This is a genomic window from Rhizobium sp. N731, assembly GCF_001664145.1.
GTDB classification, from domain to species: Bacteria; Pseudomonadota; Alphaproteobacteria; order Rhizobiales; family Rhizobiaceae; genus Rhizobium; species Rhizobium esperanzae.
On sequence record NZ_CP013601.1, the window covers coordinates 132,422 to 155,002 of the forward strand.

Genomic DNA, 22,581 nt, shown 5'->3' on the forward strand with positions numbered 1-22,581 from the left:
TTTTGTTTCTCCGTCTTTACTCCAGGGTTCCCGTCCCTGGGAGCGGTCTGTTGATCGGTTATTCCTGGTCGTCTGCTTCGTTCTGGTTCGCGGCCTGCGCTTTCGCCAGCTTGTCGGCGCGCAGCGCATCGCGGATCAGATCGTCGGTCAGAATGAGCTTCGCATCGCTAAGCGCCGTGAAGGGAATGATGACCTTCTGCTCTTCCCCGTAGGCGACCTGGTCACGCTCGAGCGTGAATCCATCGGCGTCTGCTTCGACGATCTTGCCGCGGAAGCGTTTGCGGTTGCCGATCATGATCGACGTTTCGCACTTTACAAGGTGGCCTTGCCAGCGGACGAAATCGGATTTCCGCACCATCGGACGGTCGATGCCGGGCGAAGACACCTCGAGATGATACTCTTTATCGATCGGATCTTCCACATCGAGGACGGGAGAAATCGCCATCGAGACTTCTTCGCAGTCCTGAACCGTCATCGTGCCGTCATTGCGCTCGGCCATCACCTGCATCGTCGCGCCGTTCTGGTTCAGCATGCGCACGCGGATCAGCCGGAAACCCATGCCGACGAGAACGGGTTCGATGATATCGGCCAGACGCTGGTCGAGCCCGGTTTCGGTAATCAGCCGCGGCTCAAGTTCGTTGTTTGCGTTTGTCATGTCCGACAAGCGGCGCTCCTCGCAATTTCAAGCTGTTCAGGCGATCGAGCTAATAAAAAAGAGCGGGTCCTTGCGGCCCACTCTTCATCAAGCGATCAAGAATTTGAGAGCCATATAGTCGGGTTTTTCCGAAATTGCAAGGTCTGCGACCGATTCCGCCAATTCATGCCGGGCGAGGGGGACGGACCTATGGCCAGCGATCATCTTCCGCATATATTGCCGTTGGCGCACAATAACAAAAGCGGGAGACATCGTGGGCTATACCTCGTCGACACTGGCGCCCTTGCGGCACGATACCTACCGCACCGTCTGGTTCGCCAGCCTTTCCTCGAATTTCGGCGGCCTGATCCAGGCGGTGGGTGCCGCCTGGATGATGACGACGATCACCGCCTCGGAGGACATGGTCGCGCTGGTGCAGACCTCGACGGCGCTGCCGATTATGCTGTTTTCGCTGATATCGGGGGCGCTGGCGGATAATTTCGATCGCCGCCGGGTCATGCTGACGGCGCAGTGCATGATGCTGACGGTTTCGGCGTTGCTGACGGCGTCAACCCTTCTCGGCTGGGTCACGCCCTGGCTGTTGCTCTTCTTCACCTTCCTGATCGGCTGCGGCACGGCGCTCAACAACCCCTCCTGGCAGGCCTCCGTCGGCGATATGGTGCCGCGCGCCGATCTGCCGGGCGCCGTCACGCTGAACAGCATGGGTTTCAACATCACCCGCAGCGTCGGCCCGGCGATCGGCGGCGTCATCGTGGCGGCAGCGGGTGCCGCCGCGGCCTTTGCGGTGAACACCGCAAGTTACCTCGCCCTGATCTACGCCCTGTTGCGCTGGCGGCCGAGCACGCCAGTCTCCACCCTGCCGCGCGAAGCGCTCGGCAGCGCCATCTTCGCCGGCCTGCGTTATGTCTCGATGTCGCCCAATCTCGAAAAGGTCCTCGTGCGAGGGCTGGTTTTCGGCATCGGCGCGAGCTCGATCCTGGCGCTGCTGCCGGTCGTCGCGCTCGACCTCGTTGCCGGCGGTCCGCTGACCTATGGCTTCATGCTCGGCGCCTTCGGCATCGGCGCGATCGGTGGTGCGGTGCTGAGTGCGAGAATTCGCCAGGCGCTATCCAGCGAGACGATCATCCGCCTGGCCTTTACAGGCTTTGCGCTGAGCGCCGTCATCGCCGCCTATAGTCCAAGCGCCGTGCTGACCTCCGCCGGCTTGCTTGTCGCCGGCGCCTGCTGGGTCTCGGCGCTGTCGCTTTTCAACACCATCGTCCAGCTGTCGACGCCGCGCTGGGTGGTCGGACGCGCGCTGTCGCTCTACCAGACCGTCACCTTCGGCGGCATCGCCGGCGGCAGCTGGCTCTGGGGTGTCGCCGCCGATCGCTATGGGGTCGCCGATGCGCTGCTGATGTCATCAGCCGTCATGCTGCTCGGCATTGCGATCGGTCTGCGCTTTTCCATGCCCGCCTTCGCCTCGCTTAATCTCGATCCCTTGAACCGCTTCACCGCCCCGTCCTTGAGCCTCGACATCACCCCGCGCAGCGGTCCGATCGTCATCCAGGTCGATTACGAGATCGCCGGCGACGACCTGGAGGAATTCATGGTGCTGATGGGCGAGCGCCGCCGCATCCGCATCCGCGACGGCGCCCGCAACTGGGCGCTGATGCGCGATCTCGAAAATCCCGGGCTGTGGACGGAGACTTACCATACGCCGACCTGGGTCGAATATATAAGACACAACCAGCGGCGCACGCAGGCCGATGCCGAAAACATCGACCGACTGCGCGCGCTCCATCGCGGCGAAGGCCCGCCGCATGTCCACCGGATGATCGAGCGCCAGGCCATCCCGCCAGGCGACGATGTCTTCCACAAGGCGCCGATCGATCTGCATCATTGAGAACAGCCATGCACAGTTTCAGGCTCGCCCGCCTATCCGATCTCGCCGCCATCGTCCGGCTTCTCGCCGATGACGATCTCGGCGCCGCCAGGGAAATCGTCTCCGATCCCGTCGATGCGCGTTATCTCTCGGCCTTCGCGGCGATCGAGGCGGACGCCAATCAGTTGCTGGCAGTCGCAACCGACGCCTCCGACCAGGTCCTCGGCTGCCTGCAACTGAGCTTTCTTCCCGGCCTCTCCCGGACCGGCATGTGGCGCGGGCATATCGAAAGCGTGCGTATCGCAAGAGAGTGTCGCGGAGCGGGCCTCGGCGCGCAATTCATCGAATGGGCGGTCGCCCAATGCGTCGAGCGCGGCTGCGGCCTTGTGCAGTTGACATCGGACAAGACACGAAAAGACTCGATCCGCTTCTACGAAAAGCTCGGTTTCGTCGTCAGCCATGAAAGGCTGAAACGCAACCTGTGAATCGGGCTACTTCAGTCTGCCCTTCATACTGGCTTCGGGAAAGCATGTTGGCTTGATGCCGTTCTTTGCCTGCCACTGACCGATCGAGCGCCGCGTCTTGTAGCCAGGCAATCCGTCGGAGCCGCCGACGTCATAACCCTGACGCTCCAGCGCCTTCTGCATGGCGGCGACATCCGAACGCAGCATCTTGCCGACATCGCCCCATTCGCCTTCGAATACGCCGCCGTTCGAGTCGATCCGGTCGGCGAGATTACCGATATAAAGCGCGTAGAGATCGGAGTTGTTATACTCCTTGATGATGTAGAAATTCGGCGTGACGATGAATTCCGGGCCGTCGCGGCCGGCCGGCACCAGCATCATCCCCTGAGCCTTCATCTCACCTGCGGGAAAGGCCTTGCCGGAGATGCGCTCGATGCCGAGCGAGGCCCAGTGCGAAAGCGGCTTTGCCAGATCAGGTCCCTCCTGCGCGCAGGAGACGGCTTCAGGTATCGACACCTCGAAGCCCCAGTCGCGATCACGCTGCCAGCCCTTCTTGACCAGATAGTTGGCGATCGAGGCGAGCGTATCCGGCACCGAGGTCCAGATGTTGCGGTGGCCGTCGCCGTCGAAATCCACCGCATATTTCAGATAACTCGTCGGCATGAATTGCGGCTGGCCAAGCGCTCCGGCCCATGAGCTCTTGAAATCGGCGGGCGTGACGTCGCCGCCGTCGAGAATATGCAGTGCCGCCACCAGCTCGGTGCGGAACATCTCCTTGCGCGTCGACATGAAGGCCTTGGTCGCCAGCACTTCGATCGCCGATTCCGGGATCTTCGCGGCTCCGAACCCCGTCTCGCGGCCCCAGATGGCAAGCACGATCGAGCCCGGCACGCCATAGGTCTTCTCGATCCGCTTCAGCGTCGAGCTATATTGCGCGGCAAAGCCGCGCCCTGTCGCGGCGAGCTTCTTCAGCCGGTCCTCGTTGAAATAGGGGCCGGGCGAGGAAAATTCCGCCTGCGTCTGCTTCTGCTCCTTCGGCGGCGGGAAACCGGGCGGCGCGAGATCGGGCAGGTTCCAGTTCAGCGTGATGCCGGAGAAAGCGGCCTTGAAAGTCTTCTCGGAGACACCGCCCGCCTTCGCCTCGGGCCAGAGGTCCTTCTGCACCCAGCTTTCGAACTGTGCCTCGACATCGGTTTTCGAAGGGGCTGCGGATGAGGGGAGGGGGAGGAGCGCCGCTGTTATGGCGAGCGCGAATATTCGCCGCATATACAATCCCCTCATATCACCGTCCGCGCCCGCAGCGCCGCCGCAAGCGTGCCCTCATCGAGATAATCGAGTTCACCACCGACAGGCACGCCGTGCGCCAGCCGCGTGATCTTCACCTCGAGCCCCTGCAACTGGTCGGTGATGTAATGCGCCGTCGTCTGTCCTTCGACGGTGGCGTTGACCGCGATGATCAGCTCGCGGATGCCGCCTTCGCCGATCCGGTCGACCAGCCCGCGAATGTTGAGGTCGTCGGGCCCGATCCCGTCGAGCGGCGACAGCGTGCCGCCGAGCACGTGGTAGGCGGCGTTCATCGCGCCCGCCCGCTCCAGCGCCCAGAGGTCCGAAACGTCCTCGACAACGATAATGACGGATTGATCGCGCTGCGTGTCGGTGCAGACGGTGCAGGGGTCGACCGTATCGACATTGCCGCAACGCGAACAGATCTTCACCTTGTCATAGGCCTCGCCCATCGCTTTCGACAGTGGCCCCAGCAACTGGTCCTTCTTCTTGATCAGATGCAGTGCCGCCCGGCGCGCCGAGCGCGGCCCGAGGCCCGGCACCTTCGCCAGAAGCTGGATGAGTTTTTCGATTTCGGGGCCGGTGACTCGTTTTGCCATGCGCCGTTCTTAACTGATATGGAACGAAAACGGAATCGCGGAAGGATCGGCTGCCCTATGAAAATCCTGGCCCTCTGCATGAGCAATCCGGAAAAGCTGCCAGGGAAGAGCTACAAGACCGGAATCTTCAAGCGGTCCGTCAACGGCGCGGTGATGATCGACGCTGAAGGGCTGGTCGGCGATGCCATCTGCAACCGCAAGCACCATGGCGGCATCGATCAGGCGGTTTATATCGAGGGATCACTGACGCTCGACTGGTGGGCCGGCGAACTCGGCCGGCCCTGCGAGCCCGGCACCTTCGGTGAAAACATGGTGATCTCAAGCCTCGACAATCGCGACGTTTCAGTCGGCGACCGATTCATAGCAGGCGATCTTATTCTCGAGGCCACCGCTTGTCACATTCCCTGCGCCACCTTTGCGGTCAAGATGGCCGATCCGAAATTCGTCAAGCGCTATACGGTGGCCGCCCGCCCCGGCATTTACTGCCGCGTCGTCAGAGGCGGCGTGGCCGAGGCCGGGGTGCCGGTGGAGCGTCAATCCTTTTCCGGAGAGAAGGTGACGATGCCGGAGCTTATGAAAACATTAGGCCGACAGCTTTCGGAGGCGGACCGGTCGCGATATCTCGCCGCTCCCATTCACTACAAGCTGCGGGCGATGCTGGAAGCGCAGCGTTAAGAGCGGCGTTCTGTAGGTCGCCGGCCCGACAGCAGCATCAGCTATCAAAACGGCAGCTTGAAGCCGGGCGGGATCGGCAGCCCGGCGGTGAGCGCCTTGGTCTTTTCGGCGGCGAGCGCCTCGGCCTTGTCCTTGGCGTCCTTGTGGGCGGCGACGATCAGGTCCTCGAGGATCTCGACATCGTCCTCCTTGAACAGGGACGGGTCGATCTTCAGGCTTTTCAACTCGCCCTTGCCCGAGATGACGACGGTGACGAGGCCGCCGCCGGCCTTGCCTTCGGCCGTGAGCTCGGCGATCTCCGCCTGCATCTGCTCCATCTTGGCCTGCATTTCCTTGACTTTGCCCATCATGCCCATGATGTCGCGCATCGTCTCGCTCCTTGTTGAACGTTCAGAATTCTATGTCGTCGCCGGGCAGAATGTCGCCTTCTTCGGATTCGGCGGCGGCCGGCGCTTTGGCCTCGCCTTCCTCTTCCGGTTCCGGCGCCCGCACGCGCACGTCGATGATTTTTGCGCCGGGAAAATGCGCCAGGATCGCCGCCACATCAGGATCCTGCCTCGCATCGCTGACGCGCTGCTCCTGCGCCTTGGCTTCCGCTTCCACCATCGTCGGCCCGCCTTCTTCGCGGCTGGTGCTGACGATCCAGTGGATTCCGGTCCATTCCTTGAGCTTGACGGCGAGCTCGTTGAGCAGCGTATTCGGAGCGCCGTCGGTCAGGTTCACATCAAGCCGGCCGGGCTCGAGACGCACCGGCCGCACGAAGTTGCGCACCAGTGCCTTCAGCTTGACGTCGCGCTTCTCGGTCGCAAGGTCGACGATATCGGCGATGGAATTGACACGCACGAGCGGCTTCGGCGCCTCTGCGGGCCTGGTTTCGGTGCGGCCGATATTCTGTGGCTCCGGATTGGGCACGGCGCGCAACATGGCGGTCGGCCCAGAGGGCTGCGGCCGTGGTGTTGGCTCCGTCGCACGTGCCGTGACACTGTTTTGATAGGGAACCCGCGTTCCGTTGCCGCCGCCATTGCCCGAGGGCGAGGAGGGCCGCTGGCCGGCATTGTCGCCGGAAAACTCCGCAAGCCTCCGCGCCGCATCCTCGGGCGCCGGCAGATGCGCCGCATGCGCAAGCCGGATCAGCACCATTTCGGCTGCACCCGCCGTGCGCGACGAGCCTTCCGTTTCGGGAATGCCCTTCAGCAGCATCTGCCAGATGCGCGACAGCGTCGTCACCGCAACGCCCTTGGCGAATTCCGCCGCCTTGGTGCGCTCGACTTCGCTGAGCGAGGGGTCGTTTGCCGCATCCGGCACATATTTCAGCCGCGTCACCAGATGGGTGAAATCGGCAAGATCGGTCAGCACCACCACCGGATTGGCGCCGGCCTCGTACTGGTTCTGGAATTCGCCGAGGGCAGCTGCGACATCGCCTTCGACGACATGCTGGAAGAGATCGACGATCCGGGCGCGGTCGGCAAGGCCGAGCATGCCCCGCACGGCTTCCGCCTGCACGGCGCCGGCGCCATGGGCGATCGCCTGGTCGAGCAGCGACAAGCCGTCGCGCGCTGAGCCTTCGGCGGCGCGCGCGATCATTGCCAGTGCGTCGCCTTCCGCCTCGATGCCCTCCTTGGCCGCGATTGTCGTGAACAGCCCGACGAGATCCGACGCGCTGATGCGGCGCAGGTCGAAGCGCTGGCAGCGCGACAGCACGGTGATCGGCACCTTGCGGATTTCAGTGGTGGCGAAGATGAACTTCACATGTTCCGGCGGCTCTTCCAGCGTCTTCAACAGGCCGTTGAAGGCCTGTGTCGAGAGCATGTGCACTTCGTCGATGATATAGACCTTGTAGCGCGCCGAAACCGGCCGATAGCGCACCTGCTCGATGATCTCTCTTATATCGTCGATACCCGTATGCGAGGCGGCATCCATTTCGATCACATCGACATGCCGGCCTTCCATGATCGCCTGGCAATGTTCGCCGGGCACGCGCAGATCAATCGTCGGCTTGTCGATTTCTGCCGTCTTGTAATTCAGCGCTCGCGCCAGGATGCGCGCCGTCGTCGTCTTGCCGACGCCGCGCACGCCGGTCAGCATATAGGCCTGCGCGATGCGGCCGGTCTCGAAGGCGTTGGTAAGCGTGCGGACCATCGGCTCCTGGCCGACCATCAGGTCCGTGAAATCCTTGGGGCGGTATTTGCGAGCCAGCACCCGGTATCCGGTGCCCGTCGAGGCGGCATCTTTTGATTGTCGCTCGGTATCGCTCATCGCCCTGCTTGTCGCCCGGACTATCGGGCATTTCGTGGAGAGAAGGTGGGAGGCTGGCACGATGACCCGTGCCGGGCTCGTTAGGGCTGCTTCCTTCCGGACCTGACCCGGTTGGCGAGTGGCTCGTCCACCACCAACCTCCCGAATGCACATATCGGCAATATCGTCATCAAAAGCAAGCCAACATGCAAAAAAACTGCTAGTCGTTGGAAAACATGAGGAGAATGCCCTTTGAAAGGTTTCGCGCTCGACCCCCGGCTGGAAAACGACAGCACCAGCATCATGATCACCGGTCTCTGCGATCTCAGATTGTCGAGGGATGCCCGCTGGCCCTGGCTCATTCTGGTTCCGCGCCGGGCCGATATTACCGAAATCTTCGAGTTGACGCCGCTCGATCAGGTGTTGCTCGCCTTCGAGACGGAGCTCGTCGCCAAAGCCTTGAAGAACATTACCGGCGCGACAAAAATCAATATCGGGGCTCTTGGCAATATCGTCCGCCAGCTTCATGTTCATGTCATTGCCCGCTTCGAAGGCGATGCCAACTGGCCGGGTCCCGTCTGGGGTTTCGGGCGCGCGGAGCCTTACGAGGACGCAAGGAGAGAAGAATTCACAGCAAAGCTGCGGGAAGCCCTTTCATCATGAACCATTCGCTTTTCGATTCGGATGTGCCCCATCCGGAACCCAGCAATCTCACTGCCTTTGCCGCCAACGACCTCAATCGCGATTCCGAACACCGCGACGAACATTCCGTCGAAAGGGCGCTGGCAAAGGACGGTACCCACATCTTCGCCTTCGCCCGGGACAAGTTGGTGCTGAAACATGACGGCCAGGTGCTCGATCCGCTGTTTGCCCGTTACGAACTGCAGGAACTGCAGCCGAATTGGGACGAGACGGTGCTGCTCGGCTACCGCAAATCAGGCGAACCGCGCCTTGCCGTTCCCGTCGGCATCGACGTCGACGATCTCACCAGCCAATACAAGCCCGCCGACGGTCGCACGCTGTTTCGCGAGATGCTGATCGACGAAGTCTTGCTCGGCGAATTCGCCCAGGCCGCAAGCCTCATCCGCTGGAATGGCGACAACCAATTCTGCGGCCGCTGCGGATCGGCGATGGAGATTCATATCGGCGGCTACAAGCGCGTCTGCACAGCCTGCGAACACATGATCTTCCCCCGAACCGACCCCGTTGTCATCATGCTGACGATCGATGAGCAGCGCGGCCTCTGCCTGCTCGGCCGCAGCCCGCATTTCACGCCCGGCATGTATTCCTGTCTTGCCGGCTTCGTCGAACCCGGCGAGACCATCGAGAATGCCGTGCGCCGCGAAACGCTGGAGGAATCGGGCATCCGCACCGGCCGCATCCGCTATCACGCCTCGCAGCCTTGGCCGATGCCGCATTCGCTGATGATCGGCTGTTACGCCGAGGCCAAATCCACCGAAATTACGCGCGACGAGACGGAACTCGAGGATTGCCGCTGGTTCACCCGCGAGGAAACAATCGAGATGCTGGAACGCCCGAGTGCGACCGGCAAGGCCTCTCCACCGAAAGGGGCGATCGCCCACCGCCTGATGCGCGACTGGGCGGAGTGGAAGCGGTAACGCCATGCCGGTCGCCCGCTCGGAACGGCTGCTGACGCTGCTCCAGACGCTTCGGCGTTATCGGCGGCCGGTGACCGGAACTGTTCTTGCCCGGGAAACCGGCGTCAGCCTGCGCACGCTCTATCGCGACATTGCCAGCCTGCAGGCTCAGGGCGCGATGATCGAAGGCGAGGCGGGCATCGGTTATGTGCTGAAGCCCGGCTTCATGCTGCCGCCGATGATGTTTTCCGAAGAAGAGCTGGAAGCCTTGGTGCTCGGTTCGCGCTGGGTGGCCCGCGCCGCCGAGCCGCGCCTTGCCGGCGCCGGCGCCGATGCACTCGCGAAGATCGCCGCCGTGCTGCCGGCCGACATGCGTGAAATGGTCGATTCGGCGACACTCTTCGTTGGCCGCAAGCGCCAGGACGAGGACAGCGCTGATGTTTCGGCTATCCGCAAGGCGATCCGTCTGGAGCGCGTGCTCGAACTGCATTACGGCGACGAACAGGGCCGGATCTCCCGCCGCCGTGTCTGGCCCTTCGCGCTCGGTTATTTCGAGCATGTGCGCATCATCATGGCCTGGTGCGAACTGCGCCAGGATTTCCGCCATTTCCGCACCGATCGCATCATCGATATGGCGGTCCATGAGACGCGTTATCCCCGTCGCCGTACGGTGCTCCTAAAGGAATGGCGCGAGACGCAGGACGTGCCGCTCGAGAGCTGAACACTGCTGCCAGAAACTGTCAGCAGGGAGCGTTATTATCAGTGCCAATCCACTACAGCGCCGCGCGTCTTCGGACGCGCAAGGACGCTGTGACATCCAGGTTTTGCGCATCGTGCCGATGCGCCAGGGAAGGAGTACTGATCATGGTAACGCCTCCAGTCATTCAACAGGCCGGCGATCGCTTCGCTTCCGATAGTTTTGCCGATATCATTTCGGCCGAAACTTTTGCCGACGTTCGGCAGTCGGCACGCTCCGGGCTGCTGCGCCTGGCTATGAGCCTTTTTCGGATCCCCGCGGCAAGCCGCCCAAAACTCGATGTCGAAGCCATACCGGATTCCCGCAAGCGCGACCTCGGTTTCATGGATGGGCGCAACCCACGCCTCCAGGACCGGTTCCCGCTCTAAACCTGATTTCCAGCTCATCCACTTGACGAGAACGGGCGTTGCTTTCGCAACGCCTTTTGTTTCCTGCTGCCATAAATTGGCAGCAGGAGATCTCGCAGACAAACTTACAGCAACGGGAGAACCGAAATGACCAGCCCCAATCTGATAATCCTCTATGTCAAGGATCCGGCCGAAAGCGCCAACTTCTACCGGAACCTCCTGAACCGCGAGCCGGCCGTGGAGGCGCCGAATTTCGTCGCCTTCCCGCTCGATGGCGGCTTCACCCTTGGTCTCTGGCGGCGCAGCAAGGTCGAGCCGCAGCCATCGGCGATTGGCAATCGAGGCGAAGTGGCCTTCATGCTGGCGGGAGAAAATGCCGTCGCCAGGCAATATGATGACTGGCGTCAGCGCGGTCTGCCGATTGCCCAGGACCTGACCGAACTCGATTTCGGCCCGACCTTCGTCGTACTCGACCCGGACGGGCATCGGCTGCGCGTCTGCGAGCCGGATAAATAATGAGAGAGCGCGAGGCCTATTAAAGCAGGCCTCGCATCACATGCCCCTTGTAGACGCCGAGGATTCGCACCTTTTCGGAGAAGAAACGCAGCTCCTCCAATGCCCGGCGAACGTTCGGATCGTTCGGGTGGCCCTCGATATCGGCGTAGAATTGCGTTGCCACGAATTTTCCGCCGAGCTGATAGCTTTCGAGCTTCGTCATGTTGATGTTGTTCGTCGCAAACCCGCCGAGCGCCTTGTAGAGCGCGGCCGGAATGTTGCGAACGTTGAAGACGAAGGTGGTGACGACCTTTTCCTCAGCCGAATTGCGTTGCGCCCATTCCTCATCGCGGGACAGGATCACGAAACGGGTGACGTTGTTTTCCGTATCTTCGACATTCTCGGCAACGATCTCCAGCCCGTAGAGATCGGCGGCAAGGCGCGGAGCAAGTGCGGCCATCGAGCGATCGCCGGTTTCCTTCACGAGTTTTGCAGCGCCTGCCGTATCGCCGGCGATGACAGGCTTCCAGCCGTGAGCGCGCACGATCTTGCGGCACTGGCCGAGCGCATGGATATGGCTGTGCACCGTGCGGATCTCATCCTTGGTGACTCCGGGCAGCACCATCAGCTGAAAGCGGATCGGCATGAAATATTCGCCGATGATATGCAGCCGCGATTCCGGCAGCAGATGATGGATATCGGCGACGCGGCCGGCAATCGTGTTCTCGATCGGGATCATCGCAATATCGGCGTCGCCATTGTCCACCGCCGTGAAGGCATCCTCGAAAGTCTGGCAGGGCAGCGGCTCCATCGTCGGAAACATGTCGCGGCAGGCCATGTCGGAATTGGCGCCGAATTCGCCCTGGAAGGCGATCCTGTTGGTCTTGATGTTCATGATAGTCCCGTCAGTTCTGCCGTGCAGAGAGAATGCGTCGCGCTTTTTCGAGGTCGGCCGGAGTATCGACACCGAGCGGAACCGTGTCAACGATCTCGGCATCGATGCGCATGCCGGCCTCCAGTGCCCGCAGCTGCTCCAGCGATTCGCGCTTTTCAAGCGTCGACGGGCCGAGCGACACGAACCGTTCGAGCGCAGCGCGCCGATAGGCATAAAGGCCGATATGATGGTACAGCGGCCCCTTGCCGTAAGGCGCCGTCGCGCGAGTGAAGTAGAGGCCGCGCAGGCGGGTGTCGGAAATCGGCGAACCGATGACCTTGACGATGTGCGGCGCGGTCTTGTCCTCCTCATTATCGATTTCGATGGTCAACGTGCCGATATCGACCGCTTCGTTCTCGAGGGGGCGCAAGGCCGCCCGCACCGTTTCCGGCTCGATTGTCGGCAGGTCGCCCTGGACGTTGACGATGAACTTCGCCTTGCCGTCCGGATCGACTTTCTTCAACGCCTCGAAGATGCGGTCCGAGCCGGATTGATGATCCTTGCTGGTCATGACGACTTCGAAACCGGCGGCGGCCACGGTATCGAACACTTGCGGGTCGTCGACGGCGACGACGACCCGGCCGATTTCGGCTTCTTTTGCGCGCATCGCCACCTGCACGATCATCGGCAGTCCGCAAATATCGGCGAGCGGCTTGCCCGGAAGCCGAGTGGAGGCCATTCGTGCCGGGATCAATACGAGCACGTCGTCGAAATTTGAATCACGCATTGTTCGGGCCTTCTATTCCGGGCTGAAAAGTGTCAAAAAGTCTCACGCATAAGACCATTTAGACAGTTGCAACGAACAGTCAAAAGACATAGGTTCCGCGCGATTTCAAGATGGTCCGGTTCTGGTCTGCCGGCTGCAAGGGGAGCATTGCAGATGAATTCATACGTCAATACGGCCGTGGGGGCGCTGCTCGGAACGATTTTCGTTCTGATGTCGGTCTCCATCGCGTCCGAGGGGATCTTCCATTCCGAAGCGCCGGAGAAGGAAGGTTTCGCGATCGTTGCCGAAGAGGCGCCTGCCGCCGGTGGGGAAGCTGCGCCGGCCGCTGCTGCCGTTCCGATCGCGCAGTTGCTCGCGTCTGCAGATGCCAAGGCCGGTGAAGCGGTCTTCAAGAAGTGTCAGGCCTGTCATGACGGCACCAAAGGCGGACCGAACAAGGTCGGTCCGAACCTCTTTGGTGTCGTAGATCGTCCGATCGCCTCGCATGAAGGCTTCGCCTATTCCTCTGCGATGAAGGATTTCTCCAAGGGCAGCAGCGAGAAGTGGACTTTTGAGAACCTCAACAAGTTCCTGACGGCGCCGAAGAAGGACGTTCCCGGCACCGCAATGGGCTTCGCCGGTCTTCCGAAGGATCAGGACCGCGCCAACGTCATCCTCTACCTGCACACGCTTGCCGATTCGCCGGTGCCGCTGCCGGATCCGAAGACGGCCACGCAGTGAACGGCAGGATGATCGCATTCATGGAAAAGCCCGGCTCGCAAGCCGGGCTTTTCTTATTATGCCGAGACCCGCTCAGGCCCCCAGGAAATAAGCCCAGAGCGAGACCGTGATGGCGCCGAGCGCCGTTGTCACCGTGATCGTCGAGGCGGCGAGGCTGTGACCGACGCCGAACCGGTTGGCGATCAGCCAGGCGTTGACGCCTGTCGGCACCGACGAGGTCAGCACGATCGCTGCCGTCCATTCAGGGCTGAGGCCGAGGAGATGGCTCGCCGCCCAGACGCAACCGGGCAGCAGCAGCAGCTTTAAGCTCGAGGTGACGCTGGCAATGCCGAAATTGCCGGAGACGCCGTATCTCTCCAGCGCCATCCCGAGCGAGATCAGCGCCGCCGGACCGGCAATGCCGGCGATCTGATTGACGACCGTCGCCAGCGTCGCCGTCATGGTAAGGCCGGAAAGATGCATGGCCATGCCGGCCGCAAGCCCGATCACCAGCGGATTGCGTATGAGATTGATGACGATCTGGCGAAGCACGAACACCATGCTGCGGTCGCTTTTGCCCGCGATCTTGCGCTCCGCATGCTCCATCAGCACTGTGCCGGCGACCATCATGACAGGCAGATGCACGGCAAGCAGGATCGACAACGCTACCAGCCCTTCGTCGCCGATGGTCCGCTGAACGAGCGGCAGCCCGATGAAGACGTTATTGGCGAAGGCTGAGGAAACGCCGGCGAGAACGCCGATCCGTTCGTCGCGGCCGAAAAGCCGCGTGGCGGCGATATGCCCGGCCGTCCAGGTGATGGCGACGCCGGAGAAATAGACGATCCAGAGCCGGAAAGGCGAGGCGCCGTGGAAATCCGCCTCGGCGATGGTGCGGAAGAGCAGAAGCGGCACGGCGATCTTGAAGACGAATTCGCTGAGCGCGTCGCCGACATTCGACGTCATCAGGCCGCTGCGAACGATCACCCAGCCGATGAGGATCAGGATGAAGATGGGAAGGACGTCGAGAATGATGGCTGACATGAGGCGGGATGCTCTGCGGGGGAGGGGAGTATCCGACCTCTACAGCATCGGCCCGAAAATCGGAATCGATTTTCGGTAAGCCCGATGCGCAGATTTAAAGAGTGAGAGCGTCCTTTGTGCGCCCCACGGACGCACCGCGCTCGAGCAGCAGGCAAACGCCGCCCGCTCCGGCCGCGGAATTCTCCGCAGAGCAAAAAAAGCGGGCACTGCCCGCTTTTCCGCTCCGGCCTTGCCGGATACCCGAATCGCGAAGCTGCCAGTTCATCCGTGGTCAGCATCGCGCCGGTAAGTCGAAGGAATCATCCCTCGGGCGCCCGGCTGCAACTGAAAGCTGCTCATGCCGGTGTTCCTGCGAGTATTTCTAGATTTCGAAGATGACAGCGGCATGACGGATAAGCGGCACTTTTGCGAAGAAATAGATGCGCCATTCACCATTTGTCCTTCCAAACCCCGGAAATTTCGCTAAGACCGAACCCCGGCTATCACAAATCCGGGACCCCCCATTTCATGACAAGATTCGATGTTCTGACGGTCGGCAACGCAATCGTGGATATCATCGCCCGTTGCAACGACCAGTTCCTCATTGACAACCAGATCACCAAGGCGGCGATGAACCTCATCGACGCCGAACGCGCCGAACTCTTGTATTCGCGCATGGGACCGGCACTGGAAGCCTCCGGCGGCAGCGCCGGCAACACGGCGGCGGGCGTTGCCAATCTCGGCGGCAAAGCCGCCTATTTCGGCAATGTCGCCGCAGATCAGCTCGGAGACATCTTCACCCACGATATCCGCGCCCAGGGTGTCCACTATCAGACGAAGCCGAAGGGCACCTTCCCGCCGACGGCGCGTTCGATGATCTTCGTCACCGAAGATGGCGAGCGTTCGATGAATACCTATCTCGGCGCCTGCGTCGAACTCGGTCCTGAGGATGTCGAGGCCGATGTCGTTGCCGATGCCAAGGTCACCTATTTCGAAGGTTATCTGTGGGATCCGCCGCGCGCCAAGGAGGCGATTCTCGATTGCGCCCGCATCGCCCATCAACACGGCCGGGAAATGTCGATGACGCTGTCCGACAGTTTCTGCGTCGACCGGTATCGCGGCGAGTTCCTCGATCTGATGCGCTCCGGCAAGGTCGATATCGTCTTTGCCAATCGCCAGGAGGCGCTGTCGCTTTATCAGACCGACGATTTCGAAGAGGCGCTGAACAGGATTGCCGCGGACTGCAAGATCGCCGCCGTGACGATGAGCGAGAACGGCGCCGTCATCCTGAAGGGCCGGGAGCGTTATTACGTCAATGCGATCAGGATCCGGGAAGTCGTCGATACAACGGGCGCCGGCGACCTGTTTGCCTCCGGCTTCCTCTATGGCTACACGCAGGGACGGTCGCTCGAGGATTGCGGCAAGCTCGGTTGTCTCGCCGCCGGCATAGTCATTCAGCAGATCGGCCCACGCCCGATGACCTCGCTTTCCGAGGCCGCCAAACAGGCGGGGCTTATTTGAAGGCTTCGCCGGGATAGGCGCCCCAGATTTCCGACTGCGCCACCCAGCCCGCGGCGCCGTCGGTCTCTGCGTGGCACCAATCGCCGTTGCATTCGCCGATCGTCAGCATCACGCCGGGTTCGAGCTTGGCGACGATCGAGGCGGAGGGCTGCGCCTCGCGGCGCAGATTGACATAGACCCCCTTGCCCTTCGTCTTCATCCAGGGTGCGGCGATCGCCGCGCGCTGGCCTGATAGAAGCGACTGATTGACCCAGCCTTCAGTGCCGTCGGCATCGCGGATGCGGCGCCAATTGTCGTATTCCTGGATGATTTCCACCGGCAGTCCGGACTTCAGATACATCCACGATACGGCGAAGTCCGTTCCGGGGCCGATGCGCAGGTTGACGCGCTTCGATTTCAATGTGACGAAGCGCGGCAATGGCAGGCCGCTCGGCCCCTTGGCCGCCTGCGCATGAGCAAATTCTAAGGTTCCCATGGATGCGGCCAGAGCGATCGCGAGGGCGAGGCAGGACTTCAGGACTTTGCTGCGCATGGAGGCTTCCGTTTGCTCGAATTCGCGGGCAAGCTCGGCCTGCACGCGGTCCGGGCTTTGACATTCCCCGGCTGCACCACGAGTTTTGTTTGTCTTCGCGTGCGGGTCTGGTAGAAATTGCCCGGAACGGGAAAATTATCACCCCTCTTGGTTAAAGACCTCTGAACAAGGCATCGCAGGCGGCCATGACAGCGAAGAAAAAACCGAAGGTCTACATCACCCGCAAGCTGCCGGATGCCGTCGAAACCCGAATGCGGGAGCTCTTCGATGCCGAGCTGAACATCGATGACGCGCCGCGCTCCGTTCCCGAGCTTATCGCCGCTGTGCGGACCGCCGACGTGCTGGTGCCGACGGTCACCGATCGCATCGATGCGGCGCTGATCGATGAGGCGGGACCGCAGATGAAGCTGATTGCCAGCTTCTCCAACGGCACCGACCACATCGACGTCGAGGCGGCGGCGCGCAAGGGCATCACCGTCACCAACACGCCGAACGTCCTGACCGAGGACACTGCCGACATGACGATGGCGCTGATTCTCGCGGTTCCGAGGCGGCTCGGCGAAGGGGCGCGGATCCTGACCGACAAGCCGGGCGAGTGGGCCGGCTGGTCTCCCACCTGGATGCTCGGCCGGCGCATTCACGGCAAGCGGATCGGCATCGTCGGCATGGGGCGAATCGGCACAGCCGTGGCCCGCCGCGCCAAGTCTTTTGGTCTTGCGATTCACTACCACAACCGCAAGCGCGTCAATCCGGCCGTCGAGGATGAGTTGGAGGCAACCTATTGGGAAAGCCTCGACCAGATGCTGGCCCGCGTCGACATCGTCTCGATCAACTGCCCCTCGACGCCGGCGACCTTTCACCTGATTTCGGCGCGCCGCCTGGCGCTGCTGCAGCCGACGGCCTATCTCGTCAATACGGCGCGCGGTGACGTCGTCGATGAAACCGCGCTGATCAAGTGCCTGAGGGAGGGCAAGATCGCCGGCGCCGGCCTCGACGTCTTCGAGAACGAGCCGGCCGTTAATCCGAAGCTCGTCAAGCTCGCCAACGAGGGCAAGGTCGTGCTGCTGCCGCATATGAGCTCGGCGACAATCGAAGGCCGGATCGACATGGGCGACAAGGTCATCATCAATATCCGCACCTTCATCGATGGCCACAGGCCGCCGAATCGGGTGCTGCCTGGCCGCTGACGCGCGTCAGCGTCCAAGGCTCTTCCGCATCTCGATGAAGGTCGTCCTGGCAAAACCGGGATGCGCCTTCTCGGCGGTTTTGGAAAAGCCCCAGGCGGCAAAGACGGCGTGATTGTCGGTAAGCTCGATGCGTGTCTCCAGCCGCAAGGCGGCAAGGCCGAATTCTGCGGCCGTCTCCTCGGCAACTGCCAGCAAACGCCTGCCGAGGCCTTTGCCTTGCGCTGCCGGCAGAACGGCGAGCTTGCCGACATAGAGACAATCGGCCTCCGGCCGCAGAAACAGGCAGCCGGTCAGTTTGCCATCTTCGATGACGACATGGCCGATCTCAGCCTCCGCCTTTGCCGCCAGCACCTCCGCTGTCAGACTGAGCGCCGAGGACGGCGGATCGATCCTGCCGTTCATCGAAGCGAAGGCCGCAAGGATGAGGGCGAGCAGCTCGTCCCAGCGCGTGAAACTCGGATCGAGGCGGATAATCGTCATCCGGCCTGCCTGGTGCGGCGGCGCTTGTAGCGCACGGTTTCGAACCGGGCCGAGAGTGCGTCGTAAAGCAGCAGTCGCCCGATCAGCGGCTCGCCGGCGCCGGTGATGAGCTTGATCGCCTCCATCGCCATCATCGTGCCGATGACGCCGGTGAGCGCGCCGATAATGCCGGCTTCGGCGCAGCTGGGAATCAGACCCGCCGGGGGTGGCTCGGGAAACAGGTCGCGATAGCCTGGGTTGGGCGCTCCGTCCTCGGCCGTCTCATAAGGTTTTAGCACCGTCAGTGAACCGTCGAAACGGCCGACGGCGCCGGTGACGAGCGGAATAAGTGCTTCCTCCGCCGCATCGGCCGCGGCATAACGCGTATCGAAATTGTCGGAGCCGTCGATCAGGAAATCGAAACCGGATAATTGACGCCGGGCAGTCTCGCGAGAAAAGCGTTCCTCGAAGCGGATGAGCCGCACATGCGGGTTGAGCCTGGCAATGGCCAAGGCGGCGCTTTCGGTTTTCAGCTCGCCGATCGTGCCGGAATCATGGATCACCTGGCGCTGCAGATTGGATAGCGACACCCGGTCGTCGTCGACGATGCCGAGCGTGCCGATACCGGCGGCGGCGAGATATTGCAGGATCGGCGCACCGAGCCCGCCGGCGCCGATCACCAGCACGCGGGCGGCTTTGAGTTTCTGCTGGCCTGCGCCGCCGATTTCGGGTAGCAGGATATGGCGTTGATACCGGGCGATTTCATCGGGGCTGAGAGGTTCCATGGCGGCGATGGTAGCATGGTCCTCGACATCGGGAAAAGCTGTCTCCCTCATCCGAACACCCTTCCGTCCGCAACCGTAAAGAACTGCGCCCTGTCGCCAAGGGCCAAGAACATTCCCCGATCCGTTCCGGTCATGAAGGCCTGACCGCCGAGTCCGTCGATGAGGTCGAACAGCGCGGCGCGCCTGTTCTCATCGAGATGCGCGGCGATCTCGTCGAGCAGCAGGATCGGCGCATGACCGGTAAGATTGCCGACGAGCCGCGCATGGGCAAGCACCAGCCCGACAAGCAGCGCTTTCTGCTCGCCGGTGGAACACCGCTCCGCCTCCATCGCCTTTTCGCGGTGGTGGACGATGAGATCGGTCCGGTGCGGTCCCTCCAGCGTGCGCCCCGCACCGGCATCGCGGTAGCGGCTTTCGGCGAGCATCGCCGCGTAGTCGTCCTCGAGGTCGACCGATGGGCGCGAGAACTGGCCGTCCATGAAACCCGAGAGCTGCAGTGAGGCAGACGGGAAAGGCGAGCTCTCCAGTGTTTCCTCGGTCAGCCGGGTCAATAGGCCGAGCATCTCCTGGCGGGCGAGCGCCATGGCGATGCCGAGACTTGCCATCTGTTCTTCGATTCCCGCAAGCCAGGAAGGGTCGAAACGGCCTTCGTCCAGCAGCTTGTTGCGGCTGCGCATGGCGCGCTCGAAATCGCTGGCGCGGCGGCCGTGGGCGGGATCCAGCGACAGCACCAGCCGGTCGAGAAAGCGCCGGCGGTCGGAGGAGGCGCCGGTAAAGAGCCCGTCCATTGCCGGTGTCAGCCAGAGAAGACGCAGGTGATCGGTCAATTCGTCGGCGGTTTTTGCCGGGGTGCCGTTGATGCGAAGCCGGCGGGCTGTGGTCTCCTCGCCCGCTTCTATGCCGGTTCCTATCTCGACTTCGCCCTCCATGCCGTCGAGCGCTGCGAAGATCGAAAAGCCACCGGCCGCGCCGACACGGGTAATGTCGCCATAGGCGGCTCGGCGCAGGCCGCGGCCAGGCGAAAGCAGCGAGACCGCCTCCATGAGATTGGTCTTGCCGGCGCCATTGTCTCCGGTCAGCACGGCATGCCGACCGTCGAGACTAAGGCTCGCGGCCGCATAATTGCGGAAGTCCGTCAGCTTCAGACGGGAAAGAGAAACCTTATGCGGCATTGCGTATCCGTATTCGTGAAGCGTGACAGCTAAGCCGAAGCGGCGCGGATGGCAAGCTCGCTGCTTCGGGCCGCGATCGCGCGCTTCACCGGACAAATAGCAAATACGATCGATTCCGGAACGTTCCGGTACTGTTTTCCCAAAATCCGCAAAAAATACAACCGCATCAGAGGCGTCCGACATTAGCGTGCTCACCGACGACGGTCATCGTCGGCGCTCTCGGATTGCCTGCATGGCAGGGCTTCTGCGACATTCTTCGGTGGCTGCTGACGTAACGTGATGTCCAGAAAAAGTCGGTTGAATTTTGCAACTAGTGGGTTGCGTTATCTCGGGAAAACGATATGGTGAACAAAAGGTTCATGTATAAGAGAGTGGTGAAGTGCCAGATCCGGTCGATATCATTGTTGGTCGCAACATCAGACAGCTTCGCGCCATTCGTCGCGTTTCCCAGCTCGAGCTCGGTGAAGCACTCGGGCTGACTTTTCAGCAGATCCAGAAATATGAAAAGGGAACGAACCGCGTTTCAGCCAGCAAGCTGCATCAGATCGCGGTTTTTCTCGGTGTCGAGATCTCCGCCCTCTTCGAGGGGACGGATATATCGGAATTCGGCGGCCGTATCGAACTCAGTCCTGATGCCTATGCCCTTGCACTGAGCTACGACAAGCTGAACTCGGCGGCAGGCAAGGAAGCGGTCAAGACCATCCTGACACTCATGAGCGGCGATGCGGTCGATAACGCCGCTTGACTCCGCTGAAGCGGTCAGCTGACCTCGAGAAAGGCAAGACTATCTTCAGATAGGGATGACCTTCGAACCTGTCGGGGCTGCCTGTTCCCAGCGGTAGAAGCATTTCGCGACGCGCTGGTGAATCAGTGAATCTCGCACCCATGCAACGCCGTCAGCAGCTCGTCCTGCGTCTGGTGGCCGGCGTGGTAAAGGTCGATCGCGATACTGGCGATGGAAAGGCCCTGCTGGCTGCGAAGCTTGATATTGCGCTCGGCACACCATGTGTAGATGGCGCCGGCGAGAACGTCGACATCGTCGGACTGAGAGGAAAAGGCTGGCGCCATGATGGATACTCTTGCTTCGGTGGTCCCAGTTAGAGCGCCTGCGTCCAATGGGACGCGCTGGAAACGCTCTGTCGCTTTGAAACTGTGCATCACCTTGCTGATATCGATTCCGATCTCCTGGGTCATGCACTGACGGCAAAGATTGAAGTCATTTGAAAAACTTGCAAGCGGCATCATCGGGCTGCGTTAACGCAAGTTCCTTTTACGATCGGGCACCGTGTCGATCTGGAACAGATTGCGCGGCGGATCTGAACAGATCGCCTGGCATCAACTGCCTCTGTCCCAAATCAGGATTTGCGCGAGCAAAAAAGCCGGAGACGTTTCCGTCCCCGGCTTTCGCGATTACCTATCGACCGACAGATCAGCCTTCGAAGAATTCCTTCATCCGGGCAAAGAAACCCGTCGACTCCGGATTGTTCTCCTTGGAAGAAATCTGCTCGAATTCCTGCAGCAGCTCGCGCTGGCGCTTGGTGAGCTTTTGCGGTGTCTCGATCTGGATCTGGATATAGAGATCGCCCGTCTGCGCCGAACGCAGCACCGGCATGCCCTTGCCCTTGAGGCGGAACTGTTTGCCAGCCTGCGTGCCCTCCGGCACGCTCACCCGCGATTTGGTACTGTCGAGCGTCGCCACGTCGAAGGTTCCGCCGAGAGCCGCCGTCGTCATCGAGATCGGCACGGCGCAATAGAGGTCAGCTCCGTCGCGCTGATAGAATTCATGCGGCTTCACCGACAGGAAGATATAAAGATCGCCGGCCGGTCCGCCGCGGGCCCCGGCTTCGCCCTCGCCCTGCAGGCGGATGCGCGTGCCGTCCTCGATGCCGGCGGGAATATTGACGGAGAGCGACCGCTCTTCCGTCACCCGGCCCTGGCCGTGGCATTTCGGACACGGATCGGGAATGATCTGGCCGCGGCCGTGGCAGGTCGGGCAGGTCCGCTCGATCGAGAAGAAGCCCTGCGCCGCGCGCACGCGGCCCGAGCCCTGGCAGGTACCGCAGTTCTTAGGCTGTGTGCCGGGCTTGGCGCCCGAACCCGAACAGACGTCGCAGGTGATCGAGGTGGGCACCCGGATCTGCGCCGTCTTGCCGGAGAAAGCCTCTTCCAGCGTTATTTCCATATTATAGCGAAGATCGGCGCCGCGCTCGCGGCCTCCCGCAGAGCGCTGGCGCGCCCGTCCGCCGCCCATCATCTCGCCGAAAATATCCTCGAAGATGTCGGAGAAGCCGCCGCCGGCAAATCCGCCGCCACCGCCGCCCATGCCGCCGTGCTCAAAGGCTGCGTGGCCATAGCGATCATAGGCTGCCCGCTTCTGCGGGTCCTTGAGCATTTCATAGGCTTCGTTGATTTCCTTGAACTTCCGTTCGGCTTCCTTGTCATCCGGGTTCTTGTCCGGGTGATATTTCATCGCCAGCTTTCGGAAGGCGCTCTTCAGCTCTTTCTCGTCCGCCGATTTGGCTACACCCAGAGTTTCGTAAAAGTCCGCTTTTGCCATTAAGGATTAAACCCC

At 61.8% G+C, this 22,581-nt stretch carries 26 protein-coding genes and 1 other RNA gene; 12 read left to right on the forward strand and 15 right to left on the reverse strand.

Annotation, left to right across the window (positions count from 1 at the left end; genetic code table 11):
* Positions 1-58 precede the first annotated feature (58 nt).
* Complete coding sequence (gene rimP, locus AMK02_RS00625) at positions 59-664, reverse strand: ribosome maturation factor RimP (protein WP_064800222.1); 606 nt, start codon at positions 662-664, stop codon at positions 59-61.
* A gap of 244 nt (positions 665-908) precedes the next feature.
* Between rimP and AMK02_RS00630 the strand changes: the two genes are divergently transcribed.
* Positions 909-2,540, forward strand: a complete 1,632-nt coding sequence (locus tag AMK02_RS00630; RefSeq protein ID WP_064800223.1) for an MFS transporter — start codon at positions 909-911, stop codon at positions 2,538-2,540.
* Positions 2,541-2,548: 8 nt separating this feature from the next.
* A complete protein-coding gene (locus AMK02_RS00635) occupies positions 2,549-3,004 on the forward strand; it encodes a GNAT family N-acetyltransferase (protein WP_064800224.1) in 456 nt (151 codons plus the stop codon).
* 6 nt (positions 3,005-3,010) lie between these two features.
* Here the strand turns inward: AMK02_RS00635 and AMK02_RS00640 are convergent, their stop codons facing one another.
* A complete protein-coding gene (locus tag AMK02_RS00640; protein ID WP_064800225.1) occupies positions 3,011-4,249 on the reverse strand; it encodes a lytic murein transglycosylase in 1,239 nt (412 codons plus the stop codon).
* Positions 4,250-4,260: 11 nt separating this feature from the next.
* Positions 4,261-4,866, reverse strand: coding sequence for a recombination mediator RecR (gene recR / locus AMK02_RS00645; protein ID WP_064800226.1), 606 nt, complete (start codon positions 4,864-4,866; stop codon positions 4,261-4,263).
* 57 nt (positions 4,867-4,923) lie between these two features.
* On the opposite strand from recR, the gene AMK02_RS00650 reads away from it, so the two are divergent.
* Positions 4,924-5,541, forward strand: a complete 618-nt coding sequence (locus AMK02_RS00650) for an MOSC domain-containing protein (protein WP_064800227.1) — start codon at positions 4,924-4,926, stop codon at positions 5,539-5,541.
* A gap of 44 nt (positions 5,542-5,585) precedes the next feature.
* Here the strand turns inward: AMK02_RS00650 and AMK02_RS00655 are convergent, their stop codons facing one another.
* The 3 genes from AMK02_RS00655 to ffs all read right to left on the reverse strand — a co-directional run bounded on the left by AMK02_RS00655 (position 5,586) and on the right by ffs (position 7,939).
* Positions 5,586-5,909 (reverse strand): YbaB/EbfC family nucleoid-associated protein, encoded by a 324-nt coding sequence (locus AMK02_RS00655; protein WP_004676719.1) that lies wholly within the window; start codon positions 5,907-5,909, stop codon positions 5,586-5,588.
* Positions 5,910-5,931: 22 nt separating this feature from the next.
* Positions 5,932-7,797, reverse strand: coding sequence for a DNA polymerase III subunit gamma/tau (locus AMK02_RS00660; protein ID WP_064800228.1), 1,866 nt, complete (start codon positions 7,795-7,797; stop codon positions 5,932-5,934).
* 45 nt (positions 7,798-7,842) lie between these two features.
* Positions 7,843-7,939: signal recognition particle sRNA small type (gene ffs / locus AMK02_RS00665), an RNA gene on the reverse strand.
* Positions 7,940-8,028: 89 nt separating this feature from the next.
* Between ffs and AMK02_RS00670 the strand changes: the two genes are divergently transcribed.
* The 5 genes from AMK02_RS00670 to AMK02_RS00690 all read left to right on the forward strand — a co-directional run bounded on the left by AMK02_RS00670 (position 8,029) and on the right by AMK02_RS00690 (position 10,994).
* Positions 8,029-8,439 carry an HIT domain-containing protein gene (locus AMK02_RS00670; RefSeq protein ID WP_064800229.1) on the forward strand — a complete coding sequence of 137 codons (411 nt, stop codon included), beginning with the start codon at positions 8,029-8,031 and terminating at the stop codon, positions 8,437-8,439.
* Complete coding sequence (gene nudC, locus AMK02_RS00675) at positions 8,436-9,395, forward strand: NAD(+) diphosphatase (RefSeq protein ID WP_064800230.1); 960 nt, start codon at positions 8,436-8,438, stop codon at positions 9,393-9,395. The genes AMK02_RS00670 and nudC overlap by 4 nt, the downstream gene beginning before the upstream one ends.
* A gap of 4 nt (positions 9,396-9,399) precedes the next feature.
* Entirely contained in the window at positions 9,400-10,095 is a 696-nt protein-coding gene (locus tag AMK02_RS00680) for a helix-turn-helix transcriptional regulator (RefSeq protein WP_064800231.1), read from the forward strand.
* Positions 10,096-10,238: 143 nt separating this feature from the next.
* A complete protein-coding gene (locus AMK02_RS00685) occupies positions 10,239-10,499 on the forward strand; it encodes a hypothetical protein (protein WP_064800232.1) in 261 nt (86 codons plus the stop codon).
* 126 nt (positions 10,500-10,625) lie between these two features.
* Entirely contained in the window at positions 10,626-10,994 is a 369-nt protein-coding gene (locus tag AMK02_RS00690; protein ID WP_064800233.1) for a VOC family protein, read from the forward strand.
* 19 nt (positions 10,995-11,013) lie between these two features.
* On the opposite strand, the gene AMK02_RS00695 is transcribed toward AMK02_RS00690, so the two are convergent.
* Positions 11,014-11,868: a prephenate dehydratase gene (locus tag AMK02_RS00695; protein WP_064800234.1), complete on the reverse strand. Its 855-nt coding sequence runs from the start codon at positions 11,866-11,868 to the stop codon at positions 11,014-11,016.
* Positions 11,869-11,878: 10 nt separating this feature from the next.
* Entirely contained in the window at positions 11,879-12,634 is a 756-nt protein-coding gene (locus AMK02_RS00700) for a 3-deoxy-manno-octulosonate cytidylyltransferase (protein ID WP_064800235.1), read from the reverse strand.
* Positions 12,635-12,787: 153 nt separating this feature from the next.
* On the opposite strand from AMK02_RS00700, the gene AMK02_RS00705 reads away from it, so the two are divergent.
* A complete protein-coding gene (locus AMK02_RS00705) occupies positions 12,788-13,354 on the forward strand; it encodes a c-type cytochrome (RefSeq protein ID WP_064800236.1) in 567 nt (188 codons plus the stop codon).
* A 72-nt stretch (positions 13,355-13,426) separates the two neighbouring features.
* On the opposite strand, the gene AMK02_RS00710 is transcribed toward AMK02_RS00705, so the two are convergent.
* A complete protein-coding gene (locus AMK02_RS00710; RefSeq protein WP_064800237.1) occupies positions 13,427-14,374 on the reverse strand; it encodes an AEC family transporter in 948 nt (315 codons plus the stop codon).
* Between the two features lie 507 nt (positions 14,375-14,881).
* Between AMK02_RS00710 and AMK02_RS00715 the strand changes: the two genes are divergently transcribed.
* Positions 14,882-15,874: an adenosine kinase gene (locus tag AMK02_RS00715; protein ID WP_064800238.1), complete on the forward strand. Its 993-nt coding sequence runs from the start codon at positions 14,882-14,884 to the stop codon at positions 15,872-15,874.
* On the opposite strand, the gene AMK02_RS00720 is transcribed toward AMK02_RS00715, so the two are convergent.
* The gene (locus AMK02_RS00720) at positions 15,867-16,406 is read right to left on the reverse strand and encodes an SH3 domain-containing protein (RefSeq protein ID WP_011423530.1); all 540 of its coding nucleotides are present in this window, start codon (positions 16,404-16,406) and stop codon (positions 15,867-15,869) included. The genes AMK02_RS00715 and AMK02_RS00720 overlap by 8 nt on opposite strands.
* 185 nt (positions 16,407-16,591) lie before the next feature.
* Between AMK02_RS00720 and AMK02_RS00725 the strand changes: the two genes are divergently transcribed.
* The gene (locus AMK02_RS00725) at positions 16,592-17,593 is read left to right on the forward strand and encodes a 2-hydroxyacid dehydrogenase (RefSeq protein ID WP_064800239.1); all 1,002 of its coding nucleotides are present in this window, start codon (positions 16,592-16,594) and stop codon (positions 17,591-17,593) included.
* A 6-nt stretch (positions 17,594-17,599) separates the two neighbouring features.
* On the opposite strand, the gene AMK02_RS00730 is transcribed toward AMK02_RS00725, so the two are convergent.
* The 3 genes from AMK02_RS00730 to recF are packed head-to-tail and all read right to left on the reverse strand — an operon-like array spanning position 17,600 to position 20,009.
* Positions 17,600-18,073 carry a GNAT family N-acetyltransferase gene (locus AMK02_RS00730; RefSeq protein WP_064800240.1) on the reverse strand — a complete coding sequence of 158 codons (474 nt, stop codon included), beginning with the start codon at positions 18,071-18,073 and terminating at the stop codon, positions 17,600-17,602.
* A complete protein-coding gene (locus AMK02_RS00735) occupies positions 18,070-18,888 on the reverse strand; it encodes a molybdopterin-synthase adenylyltransferase MoeB (protein ID WP_064800241.1) in 819 nt (272 codons plus the stop codon). Before AMK02_RS00735 ends, AMK02_RS00730 begins: the two co-directional genes overlap by 4 nt.
* Positions 18,885-20,009, reverse strand: coding sequence for a DNA replication/repair protein RecF (recF, locus tag AMK02_RS00740; RefSeq protein WP_064805818.1), 1,125 nt, complete (start codon positions 20,007-20,009; stop codon positions 18,885-18,887). The genes AMK02_RS00735 and recF overlap by 4 nt, the downstream gene beginning before the upstream one ends.
* Before the next feature lie 379 nt (positions 20,010-20,388).
* Between recF and AMK02_RS00745 the strand changes: the two genes are divergently transcribed.
* Complete coding sequence (locus AMK02_RS00745) at positions 20,389-20,754, forward strand: helix-turn-helix domain-containing protein (RefSeq protein WP_064800242.1); 366 nt, start codon at positions 20,389-20,391, stop codon at positions 20,752-20,754.
* A 122-nt stretch (positions 20,755-20,876) separates the two neighbouring features.
* Here the strand turns inward: AMK02_RS00745 and AMK02_RS00750 are convergent, their stop codons facing one another.
* Together AMK02_RS00750 and dnaJ are read right to left on the reverse strand one after the other, a co-directional pair.
* The gene (locus AMK02_RS00750) at positions 20,877-21,077 is read right to left on the reverse strand and encodes a hypothetical protein (RefSeq protein ID WP_064805820.1); all 201 of its coding nucleotides are present in this window, start codon (positions 21,075-21,077) and stop codon (positions 20,877-20,879) included.
* A gap of 361 nt (positions 21,078-21,438) precedes the next feature.
* Positions 21,439-22,566: a molecular chaperone DnaJ gene (gene dnaJ / locus AMK02_RS00755; protein WP_064800243.1), complete on the reverse strand. Its 1,128-nt coding sequence runs from the start codon at positions 22,564-22,566 to the stop codon at positions 21,439-21,441.
* Positions 22,567-22,581: the final 15 nt, after the last annotated feature.